This is a genomic window from Citrobacter sp. H12-3-2 (genome assembly GCF_009649895.1).
Lineage (GTDB): Bacteria > Pseudomonadota > Gammaproteobacteria > Enterobacterales > Enterobacteriaceae > Citrobacter > Citrobacter portucalensis.
On the sequence record NZ_CP045837.1, the window covers coordinates 4803983 to 4826827 of the forward strand.

17 protein-coding genes, 2 tRNA genes and 3 rRNA genes are annotated in these 22845 nt (G+C 52.7%); 5 read left to right on the forward strand and 17 right to left on the reverse strand.

Translation table 11 applies throughout. The annotated features are described in order from the left end of the window. Positions 1 to 5 precede the first annotated feature (5 nt). Together GHC22_RS22800 and GHC22_RS22805 are read right to left on the reverse strand one after the other, a co-directional pair. Positions 6 to 989 (reverse strand): serine/threonine protein kinase, encoded by a 984-nt coding sequence (locus GHC22_RS22800; RefSeq protein WP_153753928.1) that lies wholly within the window; start codon positions 987 to 989, stop codon positions 6 to 8. A 76-nt stretch (positions 990 to 1065) separates the two neighbouring features. Further along, on the reverse strand, positions 1066 to 1335 hold the full coding sequence (locus tag GHC22_RS22805; protein WP_003028616.1) for a YihD family protein: 270 nt from the start codon (positions 1333 to 1335) through the stop codon (positions 1066 to 1068). Positions 1336 to 1461: 126 nt separating this feature from the next. Here GHC22_RS22805 and mobA point away from each other — a divergent pair, with 126 nt between their 5' ends. After that, positions 1462 to 1989, forward strand: a complete 528-nt coding sequence (gene mobA, locus GHC22_RS22810) for a molybdenum cofactor guanylyltransferase MobA (RefSeq protein WP_230320601.1) — start codon at positions 1462 to 1464, stop codon at positions 1987 to 1989. Further along, complete coding sequence (gene mobB, locus GHC22_RS22815) at positions 1971 to 2489, forward strand: molybdopterin-guanine dinucleotide biosynthesis protein MobB (protein ID WP_103015350.1); 519 nt, start codon at positions 1971 to 1973, stop codon at positions 2487 to 2489. The genes mobA and mobB overlap by 19 nt, the downstream gene beginning before the upstream one ends. A gap of 337 nt (positions 2490 to 2826) precedes the next feature. Here the strand turns inward: mobB and rrf are convergent. The 9 genes from rrf to pepQ all read right to left on the reverse strand — a co-directional run bounded on the left by rrf (position 2827) and on the right by pepQ (position 12397). Beyond that, positions 2827 to 2942: ribosomal RNA gene (rrf, locus tag GHC22_RS22820) — 5S ribosomal RNA — on the reverse strand. Between the two features lie 97 nt (positions 2943 to 3039). Then, positions 3040 to 5947, reverse strand: a 23S ribosomal RNA gene (locus GHC22_RS22825). 208 nt (positions 5948 to 6155) lie between these two features. Beyond that, a tRNA-Ala gene (locus GHC22_RS22830) sits at positions 6156 to 6231 on the reverse strand. 105 nt (positions 6232 to 6336) lie between these two features. Next, a tRNA-Ile gene (locus GHC22_RS22835) sits at positions 6337 to 6413 on the reverse strand. Between the two features lie 71 nt (positions 6414 to 6484). Then, positions 6485 to 8026 (reverse strand): 16S ribosomal RNA (locus GHC22_RS22840). Together the 16S, 23S and 5S rRNA genes with 2 tRNA genes alongside form the textbook arrangement of a ribosomal RNA operon. A gap of 378 nt (positions 8027 to 8404) precedes the next feature. Next, on the reverse strand, positions 8405 to 8950 hold the full coding sequence (gene hemG, locus GHC22_RS22845; RefSeq protein ID WP_032945724.1) for a menaquinone-dependent protoporphyrinogen IX dehydrogenase: 546 nt from the start codon (positions 8948 to 8950) through the stop codon (positions 8405 to 8407). 11 nt (positions 8951 to 8961) lie between these two features. Next, positions 8962 to 10413, reverse strand: a complete 1452-nt coding sequence (gene trkH, locus GHC22_RS22850; protein WP_003017848.1) for a Trk system potassium transporter TrkH — start codon at positions 10411 to 10413, stop codon at positions 8962 to 8964. A 38-nt stretch (positions 10414 to 10451) separates the two neighbouring features. Further along, positions 10452 to 11066 (reverse strand): IMPACT family protein, encoded by a 615-nt coding sequence (locus GHC22_RS22855; protein ID WP_003017851.1) that lies wholly within the window; start codon positions 11064 to 11066, stop codon positions 10452 to 10454. Next, the gene (pepQ, locus tag GHC22_RS22860) at positions 11066 to 12397 is read right to left on the reverse strand and encodes a Xaa-Pro dipeptidase (RefSeq protein ID WP_057067479.1); all 1332 of its coding nucleotides are present in this window, start codon (positions 12395 to 12397) and stop codon (positions 11066 to 11068) included. Before pepQ ends, GHC22_RS22855 begins: the two co-directional genes overlap by 1 nt. A 188-nt stretch (positions 12398 to 12585) precedes the next feature. Here pepQ and fadB point away from each other — a divergent pair, with 188 nt between their 5' ends. Beyond that, the gene (gene fadB, locus GHC22_RS22865) at positions 12586 to 14775 is read left to right on the forward strand and encodes a fatty acid oxidation complex subunit alpha FadB (RefSeq protein WP_079935187.1); all 2190 of its coding nucleotides are present in this window, start codon (positions 12586 to 12588) and stop codon (positions 14773 to 14775) included. Positions 14776 to 14784: 9 nt separating this feature from the next. After that, positions 14785 to 15948: an acetyl-CoA C-acyltransferase FadA gene (gene fadA, locus GHC22_RS22870; RefSeq protein WP_057067477.1), complete on the forward strand. Its 1164-nt coding sequence runs from the start codon at positions 14785 to 14787 to the stop codon at positions 15946 to 15948. Between the two features lie 213 nt (positions 15949 to 16161). Here fadA and GHC22_RS22875 read toward each other — a convergent pair whose 3' ends face one another. The 4 genes from GHC22_RS22875 to ubiD form a co-directional block, all read right to left on the reverse strand. Further along, positions 16162 to 17142 carry a LacI family DNA-binding transcriptional regulator gene (locus GHC22_RS22875; protein WP_153753929.1) on the reverse strand — a complete coding sequence of 327 codons (981 nt, stop codon included), beginning with the start codon at positions 17140 to 17142 and terminating at the stop codon, positions 16162 to 16164. Further along, positions 17139 to 18065, reverse strand: a complete 927-nt coding sequence (locus tag GHC22_RS22880; protein WP_060683026.1) for an ROK family protein — start codon at positions 18063 to 18065, stop codon at positions 17139 to 17141. Before GHC22_RS22880 ends, GHC22_RS22875 begins: the two co-directional genes overlap by 4 nt. A gap of 228 nt (positions 18066 to 18293) precedes the next feature. Further along, positions 18294 to 18995 (reverse strand): NAD(P)H-flavin reductase, encoded by a 702-nt coding sequence (fre, locus tag GHC22_RS22885; protein ID WP_003828903.1) that lies wholly within the window; start codon positions 18993 to 18995, stop codon positions 18294 to 18296. Positions 18996 to 19035: 40 nt separating this feature from the next. Continuing rightward, the gene (gene ubiD, locus GHC22_RS22890; protein WP_003828905.1) at positions 19036 to 20529 is read right to left on the reverse strand and encodes a 4-hydroxy-3-polyprenylbenzoate decarboxylase; all 1494 of its coding nucleotides are present in this window, start codon (positions 20527 to 20529) and stop codon (positions 19036 to 19038) included. Between the two features lie 204 nt (positions 20530 to 20733). On the opposite strand from ubiD, the gene rfaH reads away from it, so the two are divergent. After that, on the forward strand, positions 20734 to 21222 hold the full coding sequence (rfaH, locus tag GHC22_RS22895) for a transcription/translation regulatory transformer protein RfaH (RefSeq protein ID WP_003017881.1): 489 nt from the start codon (positions 20734 to 20736) through the stop codon (positions 21220 to 21222). A 5-nt stretch (positions 21223 to 21227) separates the two neighbouring features. Here the strand turns inward: rfaH and tatD are convergent, their stop codons facing one another. After that, the gene (gene tatD, locus GHC22_RS22900; RefSeq protein WP_153753930.1) at positions 21228 to 22010 is read right to left on the reverse strand and encodes a 3'-5' ssDNA/RNA exonuclease TatD; all 783 of its coding nucleotides are present in this window, start codon (positions 22008 to 22010) and stop codon (positions 21228 to 21230) included. Between the two features lie 41 nt (positions 22011 to 22051). After that, entirely contained in the window at positions 22052 to 22843 is a 792-nt protein-coding gene (gene tatC / locus GHC22_RS22905) for a Sec-independent protein translocase subunit TatC (protein ID WP_003828911.1), read from the reverse strand. Between the last annotated feature and the right edge of the window lie 2 nt (positions 22844 to 22845).

Sequence of the window (22845 nt, forward strand, 5' to 3'; positions counted from 1 at the left end):
GATTATTACATTGGCGTTAATTGTAAGGGGGGCTCTTGCAGAATTTTTGCCTGCTCAATAAAGGTCGCGGTCTGACGATGCCAGTAATCTTCCCCGGTTAACCACGGGAAGTTTTTTGGGAACGCAGGGTCAGCCCAACGTCGAATCAGCCAGGCAAGATAATAAACTAAACGCATAGCGCGTAAAGGTTCTATCAGTCCGATTTCAGAGATGTCGAACTCACTAAACTCTTCATAAGCCTCGATAATGGTTTCTAGCTGCATGCGTTGTTCAGCTTTATCACCATTGAGGAGCATCCATAAATCCTGAATAGCCGGACCATTGCGGGCATCATCTAAATCGACAAACATCGGGCCATCGCGCCACAGAATATTACCGGCATGACAATCACCGTGCAGGCGTAACGTAGTAAAACGCGTATGCCAGCGATCGGTAACCACCGCGATAAGCGCATCCGTTGCCTTCAGGAAAGCCGCTTTTTGCCCTGATGGGATAAGCTGTGCGTGTTCAAAAACTTTACGCGGTTCAGTCAGGTATTCTTCAAGGCCAATCGTCGGTCGGAAGGCAAAAGTACACTTGGATCCGGTCTGGTGCATACGCCCGAGATAGCGCCCGACCGCCTCCATCTGATCGATGTTGTCGGCCTCAAACTGGCGCCCACCGACGCTGGGGAAGATCGCATAATGGAAACCCTGGTGACTTAACAGCGTTTGGCCGTTCAGTACCAACGGCGCAGCTACCGGGACTTCATCGCTTACCAGTTCCAGAGCAAACTGGTGCTCTTCCTGGATCTGATCGACAGACCAACGTTCAGGGCGATAAAACTTAACGACAAAGCGTCGACGGTCTTCGTCCTGGAATTGATAGACACGGTTTTCATAGCTGTTAAGCGGGGTAAGCCCGGAATCCACCCGGATCCCCTGCTCAAACAGTGCATCCATGATGGTATCCGGGTGTAGCGTCTGGAAATTAAAAGCGTTGTCGTTCATCCCATCATCCGGAAAATACTACGAATGATTCAGGATATCATTTCGCAGCGCTTTCGGTGGCGGCGATTACAAGCTTTTACTCTTTAATTACGCCACGAGCGCGGAGTAGTGCGGTTTTAAAATCTTCTTCATAATCTTTCTGAATACCTGGGATGACAGCATCCTTCGCTGAGTCTCGCATTTTCAGGTGATAGATCAGAATGTCATCAGTTAAATCCGCCAGTTCGCCGTCAAAACCTGACTCTTGCGCCAGTTTCTGCAAAAATTGCATCAGGTTAAGATCGGGTTCCTTCTGCCAGGCAGGCTGGAGGAGTTCAATAACTTCATTCAGACGTTTACATTTCATGGTTGTGCTCCTTAGGCTCAATACAGATACGTTAGCAGGGTCAATCCCACATTAAAAGAGGCGATATCAGTGATTCTGGATAGTGCAATAACAGGGGTTGTGCTGGCTGGCGGTAAGGCCAGACGGATGGGTGGGACCGATAAAGGTCTGCTTGAACTGGACGGTAAACCTCTTTGGCGGCATGTGGCCGACATTCTCGCTTTGCAGGTCGAAACCGTGGTGGTGAATGCCAATCGCCACCGGGATATATACCAGCAAAGCGGCCTGAAAGTTATTCCCGATTCCTTGGCCGATTTCCCTGGCCCACTGGCCGGGATGCTATCGGTATTCCTGCAGCAAACGGGGGAGTGGTTTCTGTTTTGCCCGTGCGATATGCCCTATATTCCTCACGATCTGGTCGCTCGTCTAAAAGAGCAACGTAAAGCTGCACCCGTTGTCTGGGTGCATGATGGGGAAAGAGATCACCCAACCATTGCGCTGATGCACCGCTCTATGCAGCCTTTGCTGCAGGATTATCTTCAGTCCGGTGAACGACGCGTTATGGTCTTTATGCGTCTGGCTGGCGGTCATGCTGTCGATTTCAGCGATCATAAAGATGCGTTCGTAAACGTGAACACCCCCGAAGAGCTCGCAAAATGGCAGGAAAAATCATGATCCCATTACTCGCCATTGCGGCATGGAGCGGCACGGGAAAAACCACGCTGCTCAAAAAGTTGATCCCGGAGCTACGTGCCAGAGGTATACGTCCCGGATTGATTAAACATACTCATCACAATATGGATGTCGACAAGCCCGGTAAAGATAGCTATGAACTGCGTAAAGCCGGTGCAGCACAAACGCTGGTCGCCAGCCAGCAACGTTGGGCGTTAATGGTAGAAACACCGGAAGAGCCCGAACTGGATTTAGCATATCTGGTAAGCCGGATGGATGCAGCGACGTTGGATCTAGTGCTGGTTGAAGGGTTTAAGCATGAACCTGTCGCTAAGATCGTGCTTTTTCGCGACGGTTGCGGGCATAGTCCTGAAGAATTGGCGATAGACGAATATGTTATCGCGGTTGCCAGTGATGTTCCGCTGGCGGTAGATGTTCCATTGTTAGATATCAACGACATACAGCAACTTGCTGATTTTGTTACGCAATGGATAAGATGGTAACCGTGTTGTTATGATGTGCCTGATGCGCTGCGCTTATCAGGCCTACAAAATACGTTCAGCCCGGCCCCTGTAGGCCGGATAAGGCGGCACGCCGCATCCGGCGGTTTTTGCCCCGCACAGACGCAAAAAAGCCCATCCGTCAGGATGGGCTTCTTCACTTTAATTAATGCCTGGCAGTTTATGGCGGGCGTCCTGCCCGCCACCCTCCGGGCCGTTGCTGCGCAACGTTCAAATCCGCTCCCGGCGGATTTGTCCTCCTCAGGAGAGCGCTCACCGACAGACAACAGATAAAACAAAAGGCCCAGTCTTTCGACTGAGCCTTTCGCTTTTATTTGATGCCTGGCAGTTCCCTACTCTCGCATGGGGAGACCCCACACTACCATCGGCGCTACGGCGTTTCACTTCTGAGTTCGGCATGGGGTCAGGTGGGACCACCGCGCTACAGCCGCCAGGCAAATTCTGTTTATCAACACGCCTCCTGGGCATGTCGATGTAATCTGTAATCAAGCTGAATTTCGATGTCTCTTCGCCAAAACATCTTCGGCGTTGTAAGGTTAAGCCTCACGGTTCATTAGTATCGGTTAGCTCAATGTATCGCTACACTTACACACCCGACCTATCAACGTCGTCGTCTTCAACGTTCCTTCAGGACTCTCAGGGAGTCAGGGAGAACTCATCTCGGGGCAAGTTTCGTGCTTAGATGCTTTCAGCACTTATCTCTTCCGCATTTAGCTACCGGGCAATGCCATTGGCATGACAACCCGAACACCAGTGATGCGTCCACTCCGGTCCTCTCGTACTAGGAGCAGCCCCCCTCAATTCTCCAGCGCCCACGGCAGATAGGGACCGAACTGTCTCACGACGTTCTAAACCCAGCTCGCGTACCACTTTAAATGGCGAACAGCCATACCCTTGGGACCTACTTCAGCCCCAGGATGTGATGAGCCGACATCGAGGTGCCAAACACCGCCGTCGATATGAACTCTTGGGCGGTATCAGCCTGTTATCCCCGGAGTACCTTTTATCCGTTGAGCGATGGCCCTTCCATTCAGAACCACCGGATCACTAAGACCTGCTTTCGCACCTGCTCGAGCCGTCACTCTCGCAGTCAAGCTAGCTTATGCCTTTGCACTAACCTCCTGATGTCCGACCAGGATTAGCTAACCTTCGTGCTCCTCCGTTACTCTTTAGGAGGAGACCGCCCCAGTCAAACTACCCACCAGACACTGTCCGCAACCCGGATTACGGGTCTACGTTAGAACACCAGCCATTAAAGGGTGGTATTTCAAGGATGGCTCCATGCAGACTGGCGTCCACACTTCAAAGCCTCCCACCTATCCTACACATCAAGGACCAGTGTTCAGTGTCAAGCTATAGTAAAGGTTCACGGGGTCTTTCCGTCTTGCCGCGGGTACACTGCATCTTCACAGCGAGTTCAATTTCACTGAGTCTCGGGTGGAGACAGCCTGGCCATCATTACGCCATTCGTGCAGGTCGGAACTTACCCGACAAGGAATTTCGCTACCTTAGGACCGTTATAGTTACGGCCGCCGTTTACCGGGGCTTCGATCAAGAGCTTCTCCTTACGGATAACCCCATCAATTAACCTTCCGGCACCGGGCAGGCGTCACACCGTATACGTCCACTTTCGTGTTTGCACAGTGCTGTGTTTTTAATAAACAGTTGCAGCCAGCTGGTATCTTCGACTGATTTCAGCTCCATGGGTAAACCACTTCACCTACATATCAGCGTGCCTTCTCCCGAAGTTACGGCACCATTTTGCCTAGTTCCTTCACCCGAGTTCTCTCAAGCGCCTTGGTATTCTCTACCTGACCACCTGTGTCGGTTTGGGGTACGATTTCGTGTTACCTGATGCTTAGAGGCTTTTCCTGGAAGCAGGGCATTTGTTACTTCAGCACCGTAGTGCCTCGTCATCACACCTCAGCGTTAATAAGGTACCGGATTTACCTGGAACCTCCGCCTACATGCTTAAACCGGGACAACCGTCGCCCGGCTAACATAGCCTTCTCCGTCCCCCCTTCGCAGTAACACCAAGTACAGGAATATTAACCTGTTTCCCATCGACTACGCCTTTCGGCCTCGCCTTAGGGGTCGACTCACCCTGCCCCGATTAACGTTGGACAGGAACCCTTGGTCTTCCGGCGTGCGGGTTTTTCACCCGCATTATCGTTACTTATGTCAGCATTCGCACTTCTGATACCTCCAGCATACCTCACGATACACCTTCAACGGCTTACAGAACGCTCCCCTACCCAACAACACATAGTGTCGCTGCCGCAGCTTCGGTGCATGGTTTAGCCCCGTTACATCTTCCGCGCAGGCCGACTCGACCAGTGAGCTATTACGCTTTCTTTAAATGATGGCTGCTTCTAAGCCAACATCCTGGCTGTCTGTGCCTTCCCACATCGTTTCCCACTTAACCATGACTTTGGGACCTTAGCTGGCGGTCTGGGTTGTTTCCCTCTTCACGACGGACGTTAGCACCCGCCGTGTGTCTCCCGTGATAACATTCTTCGGTATTCGCAGTTTGCATCGGGTTGGTAAGTCGGGATGACCCCCTAGCCGAAACAGTGCTCTACCCCCGAAGATGAGTTCACGAGGCGCTACCTAAATAGCTTTCGGGGAGAACCAGCTATCTCCCGGTTTGATTGGCCTTTCACCCCCAGCCACAAGTCATCCGCTAATTTTTCAACATTAGTCGGTTCGGTCCTCCAGTTAGTGTTACCCAACCTTCAACCTGCCCATGGCTAGATCACCGGGTTTCGGGTCTATACCCTGCAACTTAACGCCCAGTTAAGACTCGGTTTCCCTTCGGCTCCCCTATTCGGTTAACCTTGCTACAGAATATAAGTCGCTGACCCATTATACAAAAGGTACGCAGTCACACCCCAAAGGGTGCTCCCACTGCTTGTACGTACACGGTTTCAGGTTCTTTTTCACTCCCCTCGCCGGGGTTCTTTTCGCCTTTCCCTCACGGTACTGGTTCACTATCGGTCAGTCAGGAGTATTTAGCCTTGGAGGATGGTCCCCCCATATTCAGACAGGATACCACGTGTCCCGCCCTACTCTTCGAGTTCACAACACATGCACTTTTGTGTACGGGACTTTCACCCTGTATCGTGCGACTTTCCAGACGCTTCCACTAACACACATGCTGATTCAGACTCTGGGCTGCTCCCCGTTCGCTCGCCGCTACTGGGGGAATCTCGGTTGATTTCTTTTCCTCGGGGTACTTAGATGTTTCAGTTCCCCCGGTTCGCTTCATTACGCTATGTATTCACGTAATGATAGTGTGACGAATCACACTGGGTTTCCCCATTCGGAAATCGCCGGTTATAACGGTTCATATCACCTTACCGACGCTTATCGCAGATTAGCACGTCCTTCATCGCCTCTGACTGCCAGGGCATCCACCGTGTACGCTTAGTCGCTTAACCTCACAACCCGAAGATGTTTCTTTCGATTCATCATCGACTTGCAAAAATTTGAGAGACTCGAACACACCATTTTTCATTTCTTATTACGGAGAAATGAAACAGTGTGTCGTTTCAATTTTCAGCTTGATCCAGATTTTTAAAGAGCAAAACTTCGCAGTGAACCTTTTCAGGTACACTCTGAAGTTTTCTTGTGTTTTTGCAGTAAGGATGGTGGAGCTATGCGGGATCGAACCGCAGACCTCCTGCGTGCAAGGCAGGCGCTCTCCCAGCTGAGCTATAGCCCCATCGTAGTTATCTCATTCACCTTAATTCTTGCTGAGACAAGGCGTGGAACGGTGAAGCATACAGAAGTATGCGAGTCGTTTCACAACGCGGTATCAGAAAGAATTTGGTAGGCCTGAGTGGACTTGAACCACCGACCTCACCCTTATCAGGGGTGCGCTCTAACCACCTGAGCTACAAGCCTGCAGAGATTTTCTTACTGCTAATTTTCATCAGACAATCTGTGTGAGCACTACAAAGGTCGGTTCTTTAAGGTAAGGAGGTGATCCAACCGCAGGTTCCCCTACGGTTACCTTGTTACGACTTCACCCCAGTCATGAATCACAAAGTGGTAAGCGCCCTCCCGAAGGTTAAGCTACCTACTTCTTTTGCAACCCACTCCCATGGTGTGACGGGCGGTGTGTACAAGGCCCGGGAACGTATTCACCGTGGCATTCTGATCCACGATTACTAGCGATTCCGACTTCATGGAGTCGAGTTGCAGACTCCAATCCGGACTACGACATACTTTATGAGGTCCGCTTGCTCTCGCGAGGTCGCTTCTCTTTGTATATGCCATTGTAGCACGTGTGTAGCCCTACTCGTAAGGGCCATGATGACTTGACGTCATCCCCACCTTCCTCCAGTTTATCACTGGCAGTCTCCTTTGAGTTCCCGGCCGAACCGCTGGCAACAAAGGATAAGGGTTGCGCTCGTTGCGGGACTTAACCCAACATTTCACAACACGAGCTGACGACAGCCATGCAGCACCTGTCTCAGAGTTCCCGAAGGCACCAAAGCATCTCTGCTAAGTTCTCTGGATGTCAAGAGTAGGTAAGGTTCTTCGCGTTGCATCGAATTAAACCACATGCTCCACCGCTTGTGCGGGCCCCCGTCAATTCATTTGAGTTTTAACCTTGCGGCCGTACTCCCCAGGCGGTCGACTTAACGCGTTAGCTCCGGAAGCCACGCCTCAAGGGCACAACCTCCAAGTCGACATCGTTTACGGCGTGGACTACCAGGGTATCTAATCCTGTTTGCTCCCCACGCTTTCGCACCTGAGCGTCAGTCTTTGTCCAGGGGGCCGCCTTCGCCACCGGTATTCCTCCAGATCTCTACGCATTTCACCGCTACACCTGGAATTCTACCCCCCTCTACAAGACTCTAGCCTGCCAGTTTCGGATGCAGTTCCCAGGTTGAGCCCGGGGATTTCACATCCGACTTGACAGACCGCCTGCGTGCGCTTTACGCCCAGTAATTCCGATTAACGCTTGCACCCTCCGTATTACCGCGGCTGCTGGCACGGAGTTAGCCGGTGCTTCTTCTGCGAGTAACGTCAATTGCTGCGGTTATTAACCACAACACCTTCCTCCTCGCTGAAAGTACTTTACAACCCGAAGGCCTTCTTCATACACGCGGCATGGCTGCATCAGGCTTGCGCCCATTGTGCAATATTCCCCACTGCTGCCTCCCGTAGGAGTCTGGACCGTGTCTCAGTTCCAGTGTGGCTGGTCATCCTCTCAGACCAGCTAGGGATCGTCGCCTAGGTGAGCCGTTACCCCACCTACTAGCTAATCCCATCTGGGCACATCCGATGGCAAGAGGCCCGAAGGTCCCCCTCTTTGGTCTTGCGACGTTATGCGGTATTAGCTACCGTTTCCAGTAGTTATCCCCCTCCATCGGGCAGTTTCCCAGACATTACTCACCCGTCCGCCACTCGTCACCCAAGGAGCAAGCTCCTCTGTGCTACCGTTCGACTTGCATGTGTTAGGCCTGCCGCCAGCGTTCAATCTGAGCCATGATCAAACTCTTCAATTTAAAAGTTTGATGCTCAATGAATTAAACTTCGTAATGAATTACGTGTTCACTCGTTGAGACTTGGTATTCATTTTTCGTCTTGCGACGTTAAGAATCCGTATCTTCGAGTGCCCACACAGATTGTCTGATAAATTGTTAAAGAGCAGTGCCGCTTCGCTTTTTCTCAGCGGCGCGGGGTGTGCATATTACGCCATCCCGCTACGAAGTCAAGCATTTAATTTCGCTTTCTTCGCCGGAGTTCTCAGTGGAACCCCGCTGACCCGGCGGCTTGTAATCCGTTGTTCCGTGTCAGTGGAGGCGCATTATAGGGAGTTATTTCAGGCTGACAAGGGGAAATTTAAAATAATCTTCCGAGTGCGTATTTTTTATTCTTTGCGCTTATTTTAACAACGCTTTGTTGGTTAATTGGGCTATTTCCCGCGCGAATCTCGCAACCTGTTCCCAATCGGTATACACCACTTCTTTATTCGTATCCGTTTCACCACCTGACATCTTCATTATCAGTTGGATCATAACGCGGTCATACCAGCGATAGCGTGGATACAGCAAAGCACCCGCAATAACTGCACTGTGGTCTGGTCGCCACGGCGAACTCATCAGGAACTTACGCGCATAGCTGTTGGTTTGCGGCGTACGTTTCTCCGGTTTACGGGCAACCAGGTTTACGGAGTAGAACGCGCTCGGCATCGAATTCAGCCGTGTGGCATGCTTTTTCACAAACTCCTGAAAAGCAGCATGGTAATGACCGTAGCGAATCGAGGCGCCAATTACCACGCTGTCATAATTTTGCCAGTCCGGCTCCGCGGTACGATGCAAATTAACAACATCTGCCCAAACGCCCAGCTCTTTGAGTTCAGAAGCCAGATATTCAGCGATTTCACGCGTTTGTCCGTCCCGGGAAGAAAAAAGAATCAGTGTTTTCACGTGTTACTCCATTATTCACGCCAGAAGGTAGGGGTAAAGAGCACCAGCAGAGTAAAGACCTCCAGACGACCAAACAGCATATTGGCAATCAGGATCCACTTCGCCACAGGGTTCATACTGGCAAAGTTGTCAGCGACAACCCCCAGTCCTGGTCCCAGGTTATTCAACGTTGCCACTACGGAGGCAAACGCGGAGAAGTCATCAACACCGGTCGCAATAATCGCCAGCATACTGATAATAAAGACCAGCGCATAGGCAGAGAAGAATCCCCATACGGCTTCAAGAATTCGCTCCGGCAACGCACGGTTACCCAGTTTGATACTGTAAACCGCATTCGGATGGACCAGTCGTTTCAATTCGCGGTTACCCTGCTTAAACAGCAGCAGGATACGAATCACCTTCAAGCCACCGCCCGTCGACCCGGCACAGCCGCCGATAAAAGCAGAACACAGCAACAGCACTGGCAGGAACAGGGGCCAGCGGGCAATACTGTCCGTGGTAAATCCGGCGGTCGTAGCCATCGATACCACCTGGAAAAAGGCCTGGTTGATCGTCGTGAGCGCCGAGCCATAGGTATTATGTATCCATAGCACCAGCGTACAAACTGCCACCAGCGTCAGCTGCACGCCGATAAACATGCGGAATTCCGGATCCCGCCAGTAGACCTTCAGACTACGCCCACTTAATAAAGAGAAGTGCAGACCATAGTTACAACCGGAGATCAGCAAGAAGATAGCAATGATGGTGTTAATCGTGGGACTGTCGAAATACCCCACGCTGGCATCGTGTGTGGAAAAACCACCGATGGCGATTGTGGCAAAACTGTGCCCTATGGCGTCAAACGCGGGCATCCCGGCAAACCATAGCGCCAGCGCGCACGCCACCGTCAGTAATACATAGATTAGCCACAGCGTTTTCGCCGTTTCGGCAATACGCGGGCGCATTTTATTATCTTTCAGCGGCCCCGGCATTTCTGCACGATAGAGCTGCATCCCACCAACGCCAAGAATAGGCAGGATAGCCACCGCCAGCACGATGATCCCCATCCCGCCGAACCATTGCAGCATCTGGCGATAAAAGAGAATCGCGTGTGGCAATGAATCCAGCCCCACCAGCGTCGTCGCACCTGTAGTGGTTAATCCGGAAAAGGATTCAAAAAAAGCGTCGGTTATCGTTAGGTTAGGGCTTTCCGCAAAGATGAACGGTAGCGCACCCACACTGCCCAGAACGGTCCAGAACAAAACGACAATCAGAAATCCTTCGCGCGATTTCAGTTCACCCTTCTCTTTACGGTTTGGCCACCACAGCATGGAGCCGATCGCCAGAGCAACGAAGAAAGTTTGGGTGAATGCACGCCCTGCCCCATCGCGGTAGATGAGCGCTACCAGTCCGGGGATAATCATTGTCCCCGAGAATAAGATGACCAGTAGTCCAACGATTCGGGTGATGGCGCGAAAATGCATCTCTGCCGCTTCCTTAGTTCTTTAAAATGAGGTGGGGATTATTCTTCAATCGCTAACAATTGCAATGAACCACGACTAAAATCCGCCAGTTTTGCCGAAAACTCATCCACTTTGGCAAAAGGAAGCGCCACCCTGAGCCGAACAAAAGCCTGGTAATCACTGGCAACGACTTTACCGTCAAACTGCCCCAGCAAGGCTTCAATGCCTGCCAGCTGACCGTACTCACACTGCAAAGTATATTCGGTTAATGGCGTCTTGCGCTGTGTCGTTAACTGGCGCAACGCCTGATTCACACCGCCACCGTAGGCTTTTACCAACCCTCCAGTACCGAGAAGGATACCGCCGTAGTAGCGCACGACTACAGCGGTAATCTCACCGACGCCGCTCCCCATCAGCTGCGCGAGCATCGGTTTACCTGCCGTACCCGCCGGTTCGCCATCGTCTGAAAATCCCAGCTGCTGCGAGTCATTGGGCGCACCCGCCACCCACGCCACACAATGGTGTCGGGCGTCCGGGTGTTCCGCTTTGACTGACTCAACAAACGCTTTTGCCGCTTCTACGCCGTCCGTATGGGCGAGCAGCGTAATGAAGCGGCTTTTTTTGATCTCTTCGACGACGCTAACCGGCGCCGCAGGGATTAACCAACTGTCCATTACGCCAGTTTCAAATCCCGCGTCATGTTTTCGATATTGTTTTCGTGGACCACCACGTTGTCTTCAATACGAATACCGCCGAACGGTTTCAGTGCTTCAATTTTCTGCCAGTTGAAGTGCTTGCTGAACTGCCCTTCACGCCACGGCGCCAGCAGAGATTCAATGAAGTAAATGCCCGGTTCGATGGTCAGAACCATGCCCGGTTGCAGTACGCGGGTGCAACGCAGGTAAGGATATTTCGACGGTGCGGCCAGATGAGTACCGCTGTCGTCCTGCATAAAGCCAGCGACATCATGTACCTGCAGACCCAGCGGGTGACCGATACCGTGCGGCATAAACGGCCCGGTAAGATCGTTTTCCACCATCGCCTCTTCACTCATATCGGTGATGATTTGATGCTTACGCAGCAGCTTCGCGATGCGCTGATGGAACTGAATGTGATAATCCACGTAGCTGGTGCCTGCTTTCATGGTGGCAATCAGCGCCAGCTCTTCGTCGTTAACGTCTTTCACCAGATGCGCATAGTCATTGTCGCTTTTCGCCGACCAGGTACGCGTCAGATCTGCCGCATAGCCGTTGTATTCCGCACCAGCGTCGAGCAGGAAACTGCGGATTTCAGACGGTGCCTGATGATCCAGCTTGGTGTAATGAAGAACCGAAGCATGCTCGTTAAGCGCCACGATGTTGCTGTATGGCACGTCGGTGTCGCGGTGACCGGTGGCAGTCAGGTAAGCGAGATTGATGTCAAACTCGCTCATTCCGGAACGGAACGCTTCTTCTGCTGCACGGTGTCCATTTACCGCCATTTTCTGCGCTTCGCGCATACAGGCCAGTTCGTATTCCGTTTTATAGGCGCGGTAATAATGCAGGTAGTCGATCACCCCTTTCGGGTTGATGTTGCTGGCCGCGATGTCCAGTTGCAGCGCACGTTCCGGAACCGGGCCGATGTAACCGATATTGCCGCGAGCAGCAGGCAGTTGGCTACCGATACCATCCGCTTTCGGCAGCGCGATGATCTCGATTTCTTCCGTCCAGAAAGAGGTTGGTAGCGGCTCAACGTTGTGCCAGTAATCGACCGGCAGGTAGAACCACAGTTTCGGCTTGTTTACGCCATCCACCAGCAACCAGCAGTTAGGAACCTGTGTTACAGGCACCCAGGCTTTAAATTGTGGATTGACCTTAAACGGATATGGATGATCGTCGAGAAAGACGTTAACAAGTTCGCCAGAGTGAATAAGTAACGCATCCAGTTTGAAGCGATCCAGCGCGTCGCGCGTCCGTTCCTGTAAGGTAACGATATGATTTTTATAGAGTGCGGCCAGCGATTCCATTTTCTATCCTTCTGTTTTTTGACCTCAAGTCTCCGCATCTTAGCACATCGCTTTGTGAGTGCGTGATTTCTGCCGAGCGTGATCGAATCGTCATTTCTTTAATCATTCATTTGCATTTTATTAACATAAAACACACACTTCGACTCATCTGGTATGACCAGATCACCTTGCGGATTCAGGAGACTGACATGCTTTACAAAGGCGACACCCTGTACCTCGACTGGCTGGAAGATGGCATCGCCGAACTGGTGTTCGATGCCCCTGGTTCGGTCAATAAACTCGACACGGCCACCGTTGCCAGCCTGGGCCATGCGCTTGATGTGCTGGAAAAACAACCGAATTTAAAAGGGCTGCTGCTGCGTTCTAACAAAGCAGCCTTTATTGTTGGTGCCGATATCACCGAATTCCTTTCACTGTTCCTCGTGCCTGAAGAACAACTGAGCCAGTGGCTGCATTTTGCCAACAGCGTCTTTAATCGCCTCGAAGATCTGCCTGTTCCGACCCTGTCAGCAGTAAACGGCTACGCGCTGGGTGGCGGCTGCGAGTGTGTTCTGGCAACCGATTATCGTCTGGCAACGCCGGACCTGCGCATTGGCCTGCCGGAAACCAAGCTGGGCATTATGCCGGGCTTTGGCGGCTCCGTGCGTATGCCACGTATGCTGGGTGCGGACAGCGCGCTGGAAATTATTGCGGCAGGTAAGGATGTTGGTGCTGAGCAGGCGCTAAAAATCGGCCTGGTCGATGGCGTAGTGAAGCAAGACAAACTGCTTGATGGCGCGATCGCAGTATTACGTCAGGCGATTAACGGCGACCTCGACTGGAAGGCCAAACGTCAGCCGAAGCTGGAGCCGTTGAAACTCAGCAAAATTGAAGCGGCTATGAGCTTTACCATCGCTAAAGGCATGGTGGCACAGACGGCAGGGAAGCATTATCCCGCGCCGATTACCGCGGTAAAAACCATTGAAGCAGCGGCCCGTTTTGGCCGTGAAGAAGCGCTGAATCTGGAAAATAAAAGCTTTGTTCCACTGGCGCACACCAGTGAAGCTCGCGCGCTGGTTGGGATCTTCCTTAACGATCAGTTCGTCAAAGCCAAAGCCAAAAAACTCACCAAAAATATTGAAGCACCGAAGCAAGCTGCGGTGCTGGGCGCGGGCATTATGGGCGGCGGCATCGCTTACCAGTCAGCCTGGAAAGGCGTGCCGGTTGTCATGAAAGATATCAACGACAAATCATTAACGCTGGGCATGACCGAAGCGGCCAAGCTGCTGAACAAACAGCTTGAGCGCGGCAAAATTGACGGTCTGAAAATGGCGGGTGTGATTTCCACTATTCATCCAACCCTCGACTATAGCGGTTTTGAGCGTGTGGACGTGGTGGTTGAAGCTGTCGTGGAAAACCCGAAAGTGAAAAAAGCGGTACTGGCAGAAACCGAAGATCAGGTACGCCCGGACACCGTACTGGCTTCAAATACCTCCACCATCCCAATCAACGAGCTGGCCAGCGCGCTCAAGCGCCCGGAAAACTTCTGTGGGATGCACTTCTTTAACCCAGTACACCGCATGCCACTGGTTGAGATTATTCGCGGCGAGAAAAGCTCGGATGAAACCATCGCCAAAGTTGTCGCTTGGGCAAGCCAGATGGGCAAAACCCCAATTGTGGTCAACGACTGCCCCGGTTTCTTCGTGAACCGCGTGCTGTTCCCGTATTTTGCCGGTTTCAGCCAGCTGCTGCGCGATGGGGCGGATTTCCGCAAAGTCGACAAAGTCATGGAAAAACAGTTTGGTTGGCCGATGGGCCCGGCTTATCTGCTGGACGTGGTGGGAATTGATACCGCACATCACGCGCAGGCAGTGATGTCCGCAGGCTTCCCTCAGCGTATGCAGAAAGATTATCGCGACGCGATAGACGCCCTGTTTGATGCGAACCGTTTCGGACAGAAAAACGGTCTTGGATTCTGGCGTTATAAAGAAGACAACAAGGGCAAGCCGAAGAAAGAAGAGGATGCCACCGTTGACGATCTGCTGGCAGAAGTCAGCCGGCCGAAACGCGACTTCAGTGATGAAGAGATTATCGCTCGCATGATGATCCCAATGGTCAACGAAGTGGTGCGTTGTCTGGAAGAAGGCATTATCGCCAGCCCGGCAGAAGCCGACATGGCGCTGGTGTATGGCCTGGGCTTCCCTCCGTTCCACGGCGGCGCGTTCCGCTGGCTGGATACGCTCGGCAGCGCGAAGTATCTCGATATGGCCCAGCAGTATCAACACCTCGGAGCGCTGTATGAAGTTCCGGCTGGTCTGCGTGATAAGGCGCGCCATAACGAACCGTATTATCCCCAGGTTGAGCCTGCCCGCCCGGTTGGCAGCCTGAAAACGGCTTAAGGAGTCACAATGGAACAGGTTGTAATTGTTGATGCGATCCGTACCCCGATGGGCCGTTCGAAAGGGGGCGCGTTTCGTCACGTGCGGGCAGAAGATCTCTCCGCACACTTAATGCGTAGCCTGCTGGCGCGAAATCCTGCGCTGGAGCCATCCGCGCTTGATGATATTTACTGGGGCTGTGTGCAGCAAACGCTGGAGCAGGGTTTCAACATCGCCCGTAACGCCGCGCTGCTGGCGGAAGTTCCGCACTCCGTTCCAGCCGTCACGGTCAACCGCCTGTGCGGTTCGTCCATGCAGGCGCTGCACGATGCGGCACGCATGATCATGACCGGCGATGCTCAGGCGTGCCTGATTGGCGGCGTGGAGCATATGGGCCATGTGCCAATGAGCCACGGCGTTGATTTCCATCCGGGCATGAGCCGCAACGTGGCAAAAGCCGCGGGAATGATGGGTCTGACTGCGGAAATGCTCTCTCGCATGCACGGCATCAGCCGTGAAATGCAGGATGCTTTCGCCGCACGTTCACATGCTCGCGCCTGGGCTGCAACACAGTCTGGCGCATTTAAAAACGAAATCATCCCGACCGGCGGCCATGATGCCGACGGCGTGCTGAAGCAGTTTAACTACGATGAGGTTATCCGCCCGGAGACAACCGTTGAAGCGCTCTCCACCCTGCGCCCGGCGTTCGATCCGGTTAGCGGAACGGTCACTGCCGGTACCTCCTCCGCACTCTCCGACGGCGCTGCGGCGATGCTGGTCATGAGCGAAAGTCGCGCCCGTGAGCTGGGTCTGACGCCGCGTGCCCGTATTCGTTCGATGGCTGTTGTTGGCTGCGACCCTTCAATCATGGGTTACGGTCCGGTTCCGGCCTCAAAACTGGCGCTGAAAAAAGCGGGACTCTCCACCAGCGATATCGGTTTGTTTGAGATGAACGAAGCCTTTGCCGCTCAGATCCTGCCGTGCATTAAAGATCTGGGGCTGATGGAGCAGATCGATGAGAAGATCAACCTCAACGGCGGGGCGATCGCTTTGGGCCATCCGTTGGGTTGCTCTGGGGCGCGTATCAGCACCACCCTGCTCAATCTGATGGAACGTAAAGACGTACAGTTTGGCCTGGCGACGATGTGTATCGGGTTAGGCCAGGGCATCGCGACGGTATTTGAGCGAGTTTAATCAAAGCATGCCGGGGGCGATTCGCTTGCCCGGCCTACGAAATGTTATCTCAAAGCCATTGGTGCCAGAACAAGGCGGCAAGTGAATGAATCCCGATGAGCTTACGTATAGTAAGTGATTCGGGTGAATGAGCGCAGCCAACACAGTTATGGTGCCAATGGCGAAGAGAGAAAGTTTAGTTGCCGTTCTTCCCGCCTGTCAGGGGCGGGTTTTTTATTTCCCTGAACTACCACGTACCACTAACTGCACCGGCAACAGCAGATTCTCTTCCTGATTTTCTTCCAGCAATAAACGCAGCGCTTCACGCCCCAATTGTTGTTTATCAACCGCAATGGTGGTGAGTGGTGGATGTGACCAGGCCGCAGCATCGATATCATCAAACCCAACCAGCGCAAGATCTTCCGGGATACGTATACCCTGCTGCGCACACACCCGTTGAACAACCAGCGCTGCCGCATCGTTATAGGCAAAAATAGCGTCGGGCGGCTCTGGCAGACTGAGCAATTCATTCACCGCCTCCACCAAAGATTGCTCGGTATCCAGCAGCGGCGGCGCAATGGCTTCATACTCTGGCGGCATCAGCAAACGGGCCTCATACAATGCCTGACGGTAACCCTTCTCGCGCTGACGGATGCTGTAGTGCGCAAGCGTGCTGGCAAGAAAAGCAATACGGCTGCGACCTTGTGCAATCAAATGTTGTGTAGCCAGATAACCGCCCTGGGTGTTGTCCGGATTCACGCAAGGCTGGCCCGGCGCCCAGAGATCCACCAGCACCAACGGCAGCTTCATCTGTTGCAGCAAGCCAAGTAATTCAGGCTCAAAAAATCCGGCACAGATCAGTGCATCAGGCTGGTGCAGCAGCACCTGCTCACTCACTGCATCGCCTGGGCCAATGGAGAGAAAGCTCAGCGCAATACCATGGTCACGACAGTTATCTTCTATGCCCAGCAGCAGTTGAGAGTAAAACGGCAATGCCCGGCTGATATTGTGCTGGCGGTGAAGCAAAAACAGGACGCGTTTGATCTTGTCAGTGCGCAGACGGGAAAAATCATAACCCTGCTGCTGCGCCACAGAAATAATGCGCAGCCGGGTGTCTTCACGCAGCCCCGGCTGCCCTTTTAGGGCGCGGGAAACTGCACCAACTGAAACACCACAAGCTTCGGCAATATCTCTGATACGTACAGGTTTTGTCATTTCACTCTCATTGATTCTACTATGGCTTGTTGCGCCCCCAGCCAGGCCGCACCGCGTACGCCGCTGCTGTCGCCGTGACGGGCCCGAACGATCGGTGTGCGGCACTGCTTACCAAATACGTACTGCGCCACTCGCGCCTGTAAACCCGAATACAGTAAATCGATATTGGATACCCCACCCCCAAGCACGATAACATCGGGATCGAGCGTATTCACCACGCCCGCCAATGCACGCGCCAGTTGATCGCAATAACGTTCCCATACAAAGCAGGCATCCGCATCACCCGATTCTACCTGTTGCATAATTTGTGGCACACCCACATGCTGCGCGGTGTGATTCAGGTACTGGCGTTCCAGACCGCTGCCGGAAATAAAGCTCTCAATACAGTTCAACTGTCCGCAATAGCATCTCACTCCAGCCCCGTCCTGAGATTCGTGGTAGCGCGGCAATGCATTATGCCCCCACTCTCCTGCGCAGGCGTTAGGTCCAGAGATCAAGCGGTTATCGATGCATAGTCCACCGCCGCAACCGGTACCGAGGATCACGCCAAATACCACGCTATACCCGTGTCCGCTACCGTCCATCGCTTCCGACAAGGTAAAGCAGTTGGCATCATTAGTAACCGGCACTGGCATTCCTGATGCTCGCTCAAGGTCTTGCGCAAAGGCCTGTTGATTGAGCACCAGGATGTTCGAATTCTTAATCAAACCTTCGCTATCCACCGCGCCTGGCACCCCAACGCCAACCGATAAAGGCTGATTAACGGCCAGTCTGGCCTTAGCAATCATCTCCGTCACGGCCTGGAAAAAATCACTGTAACTCTGCTTTGGTGTCGCGCATCGCTCGCGGTAAACAATTTCACCCGCGTTATCAATCACCACCGCTTCGATTTTAGTCCCGCCAATGTCCAGTCCGAGTCTCATGGTCTTCCTCGTTTGCGCCTCGCAATTTGATTGTGTCTAGTTTGCCAATTTTGTTTACTAAACAAAAAGAGACCTGTCACAAAAGCTAAGTTTTGTGATTAATAGATAGGAAAAACATGTTTACTAAAAAACGTGGTGAAAAAGAGAAACAACGAGACCGGGCTTGCACCCTGTTAGAAGAAGTAAGGTTGGTGATGAATGCGCCGGAAGGGCTCCGGCGCACAGCGCTTAAATGAACGCGAAAGCGTCGCCAAACAGGCGATCTTCACGCGCACTGCGCTCATTACAGAAGAGATCGCGCGCGATTTTGGCCATTTCAAAACGCCCGGCAATGTAGATATCATGCTCCGCCAGGGTACCGTAATCCTGCAATACTGCCGTTAACACGGTTCCCGTACGACCACGCCAGCCGTCTTCAGGCTGTTCCACCACTGGCTCAACGCGCAGATTCGGGTGGTTCACAGACAGCGCTTCCAGCTCGGAGAGATCGTAGAGATGCTTCTCCTCGCGACCGCCCCAGTAAATGGTGATATCGCGGTTTGGGTTGCGCGCGAGCGCGGTAAGCAGAATAGAACGCACGTAAGAGAACCCTGTACCACCGGCAATCAGGATCAGCGGGCGCTCGTCTTCGTCACGCAGCCAGGCTTCGCCATGCGGAATGTCGACCTTGATTTCCCGGTCTTTCAGAATACGGTCCATCACGGCCATGGCGTAAAGATTTAGCTCAGAGGCGCCAACGTGCAGCTCAATGAATCCTTGCTCGTCCGGCGTTGATGCCATGGAGAACGGACGCTTATCCCTTTCATCCATCACGACCATTAAATACTGGCCAGCACGAAAGGAAAACGCCGCGTCTGGCACTAAACGAACGCGATATACGGTGTCAGTGATAGCTTCTACCGAGGTCACTTTACAGCTTAAGGTTGTCATGCGCTCTCTCTGTCGGATCAATAGGCAAAACGATCGCGCCTCAGGCGCTTTTGCCGTCATTAAAGATGGCCAGTTCATCCCAAATTGCGTCAATGCGCGCAGTCACTTCAGGATCTTTTTTAATCGGACGTCCCCATTCACGTTGGGTTTCGCCCGGCCATTTATTTGTGGCATCCAGCCCCATTTTTGAACCAAGGCCGGAAACCGGCGAGGCAAAGTCCAGGTAATCAATTGGCGTATTCTCTACCAGTACCGTATCCCGGGCCGGGTCCATACGGGTAGTAATTGCCCAAATCACATCATTCCAGTCGCGTGCGTTGACGTCATCATCGCAAACAATAACAAATTTGGTGTACATAAACTGACGCAAAAACGACCAAACACCCATCATGACGCGTTTGGCATGGCCAGCGTACTGTTTTTTCATCGTCACGACGGCTAGGCGATAAGAACAGCCTTCCGGAGGTAGATAAAAATCGACGATTTCCGGGAACTGCTTTTGCAGAATAGGCACGAAGACTTCGTTCAGCGCCACGCCGAGCACCGCGGGTTCATCTGGCGGGCGTCCGGTATAGGTAGAGTGATAAATTGCATCTTCACGCTGGGTAATGTGCGTGACGGTAAAGACCGGGAAGCTATCTACTTCGTTGTAGTAGCCGGTATGATCGCCATACGGCCCTTCCGGAGCCAGCTCGCCCGGTTCAATGTACCCTTCCAGCACGATTTCTGCGCTGGCAGGCACTTCCAGATCGTTGGAAATACATTTAACCACTTCGGTCTTGGTTCCGCGCAACAGCCCGGCAAATGCGTACTCGGATAATGTATCAGGGACCGGCGTCACGGCCCCCAGAATGGTCGCAGGATCTGCTCCTAACGCCACAGAAACCGGGAAGCGTTCGCCCGGATGCGCTGCGCACCACTCCTGGTAATCAAGCGCGCCGCCGCGATGGGACAGCCAGCGCATAATGAGCTTGTTTTTGCCAATCAGCTGCTGACGATAGATGCCCAGATTCTGCCGCTCTTTATGCGGACCACGCGTTACGGTGAGCCCCCAGGTAATCAGCGGCGCGGCATCTTCCGGCCAGCAGGTCATAATCGGAATGCGGTTTAAATCAACGTCATCGCCCGAGTAGATTTTTTGCTGACAAGGCGCACCGCGCAACCGCTTAGTCGGCATGTTCAACACCTGCTTAAACTGCGGCAGCTTATCAAACAGATCGCGGAATCCTTTCGGTGGCTCTGGCTCTTTCAAAAACGCCAACAGTTTACCGACTTCTCGTAGCGCCGAGACATCTTCTTGTCCCATCCCCATCGCAACACGCTTTGGTGTGCCAAACAGGTTACACAGCACCGGCATTGAATAGCCTTTCGGATTCTCAAACAGTAACGCAGGCCCACCGGCACGCAGAGTGCGATCGGCAATTTCAGTAATTTCCAGATGGGGATCCACCTCAAGCGAAATGCGTTTGAGCTCGCCCTGCTGTTCAAGCAGCGTCAGGAAGTCGCGTAAATCGTGATATTTCATGGCGTCCATTGTGGCCTCTTCGTAAGCGCTTCATTATACGGCGTTCATCATTGTGATGCTGTATTTTTGTTAAATTAGCGTGAACTCTGGCGATACATATAAGCCCCGGGCGTATATACCCATTGGGTTTCAGCCTGCGTTGAGGTGGGTATAATTAACTTAACGCATGGCTTTTGCTATGCTTGCGCTCAGAACAAGCGGATAAGAGTTATTATGCAATCCTGGTATTTACTGTACTGCAAACGTGGGCAACTTCAGAGAGCCCAGGAACACCTGGAAAGACAGGCGGTGAACTGCCTGACGCCTATGATCACCCTGGAAAAAATAGTGCGCGGTAAACGTACCACAGTCAGTGAACCACTATTCCCTAATTACATGTTTGTCGAGTTCGACCCGGAAGTGATCCACACCACCACTATCAATGCCACGCGTGGTGTCAGCCATTTCGTCCGTTTTGGCGCGACGCCTGCGACCGTCCCTTCTCCCGTTATTCACCAGCTTTCTATCTACAAGCCTGAAGGTATTGTGGACCCGCAAACTCCTCAGCCAGGGGACAGCGTGATTATTACTGAAGGGGCATTTGAGGGGCTAAAAGCGATCTTCACCGAACCGGATGGCGAAGCGCGTTCCATGCTACTGCTTAACCTGTTGAATAAAGAAGTTAAGCAGAGCGTGAAAAATACCGGTTTTAGAAAAATTTAAGCCGTTTAGAAGGTCACTTCGAACAACGTTCGGACGTTAGCATCAATGGTTGCTGACAGCCATTGAGGATCTTCTCCGCGCCAGTGGGCAATACGCTCAAGAATATGTGGCAGGTGCGCCGGTTCATTGCGCCGTGACCTCGGTTTAGGCGTTAAGTCGCGAGGAAGTAGGTAAGGCGCATCGGTTTCGATCAGTAGTCTTTCTACCGGAATAAACGGCAGCAGTTCCCGCAGTTCCATCCCCCGACGCTCATCACAGACCCAGCCGGTAATACCAATATAAAGCCCTCGGTCCACACAGTCCTGCATCTCCTGCTGCGTTCCGGTAAAACAGTGCAGCACCGCGCCCGGGAGACTATCCAGCCACGGCTCCAGCAACGTCAGAAAACGCTCATGGGCATCCCGACAATGCATGAAAATCGGCATCTGCAGTTCAGCGGCAATGCGCAGTTGTGCCTCAAAAGCACGTTCCTGCTCCTGCGGCGTGGAGAAATTGCGATTGAAATCCAGACCGCACTCGCCAATAGCGACCACCTCAGACTGGTTTGCCAGCGCGATAATCTCGTCTTCCGTTGAGGATTGCCATTGGCTACTGTCATGCGGGTGCACGCCAGCCGTGGACCAGCAATGCGGATAATGTTGCGCCAACTTCAGCGCCTGCTGGCTTTCGTGCAGGTTTGTTCCGGTCAGAAGCATACCGTTTACGCCCGCAGCAAAGGCGCGCGCCACAACATCATCCCTGTCTTTCGCAAATTGTGAACTGGTTAAATTAACGCCAATATCAAACATGCTACCTCCCATATGACAACCGCCCTGACGGGCGGTTGAATTTACTCTTCTGTTTTCTCGGTGGCTTCGGCTTCTTTTGCTTCTTCAGCCTCGTTGTCCTCATCTCGCGTACGTCGCTTACCGACATAGAAACGAGAGAAGAAAACGCCCACTTCAAACAGGCAGTACATCGGTATCGCCAACAACGTTTGCGAGAAGACATCTGGCGGAGTCAGTAACATCCCGACGACGAATGCTCCCACCACCACGTAAGGTCGTTTCTTACGTAAATCTTCAGGTGTCGTAATGCCCATCCAGCATAGCAGCACAATGGCGACAGGGACCTCAAAAGAGACACCGAAAGCCATAAATAGCGCCATTACGAAGCTGAGATAGCTGGCAATATCTGTCGATACCTGCACGCCTTGCGGAGCCGTGTTAGCCAGAAAACCAAACGCCAACGGGAAGACGACAAAATAGGCGAATGCCATGCCGATGTAGAACAACAACGAGCTGGAGACCAGCAGCGGCACAACCAGGCGACGTTCATGTTTGTACAAAGCAGGCGCAATAAATGCCCATACCTGGTAGAGGATCACTGGCGCTGACAGGATCAGCGACACCATGAAGGTTAACTTTATAGGGGTAAAGAACGGTGAGGCCACATCGGTGGCGATCATCGTTGCACCCTGCGGCATCTGTTTAATCAGCGGTGCCGCAACCATATGGTAAATGTCGTTGGCAAAGTAAACCAACGCCAGAAAGATCACGATAACCGCAATAATGCAGTTCAGGAGTCGCTTACGCAGCTCGATAAGATGCGTAATGAGCGGTTGGGTATCTTCTACAGCCATGT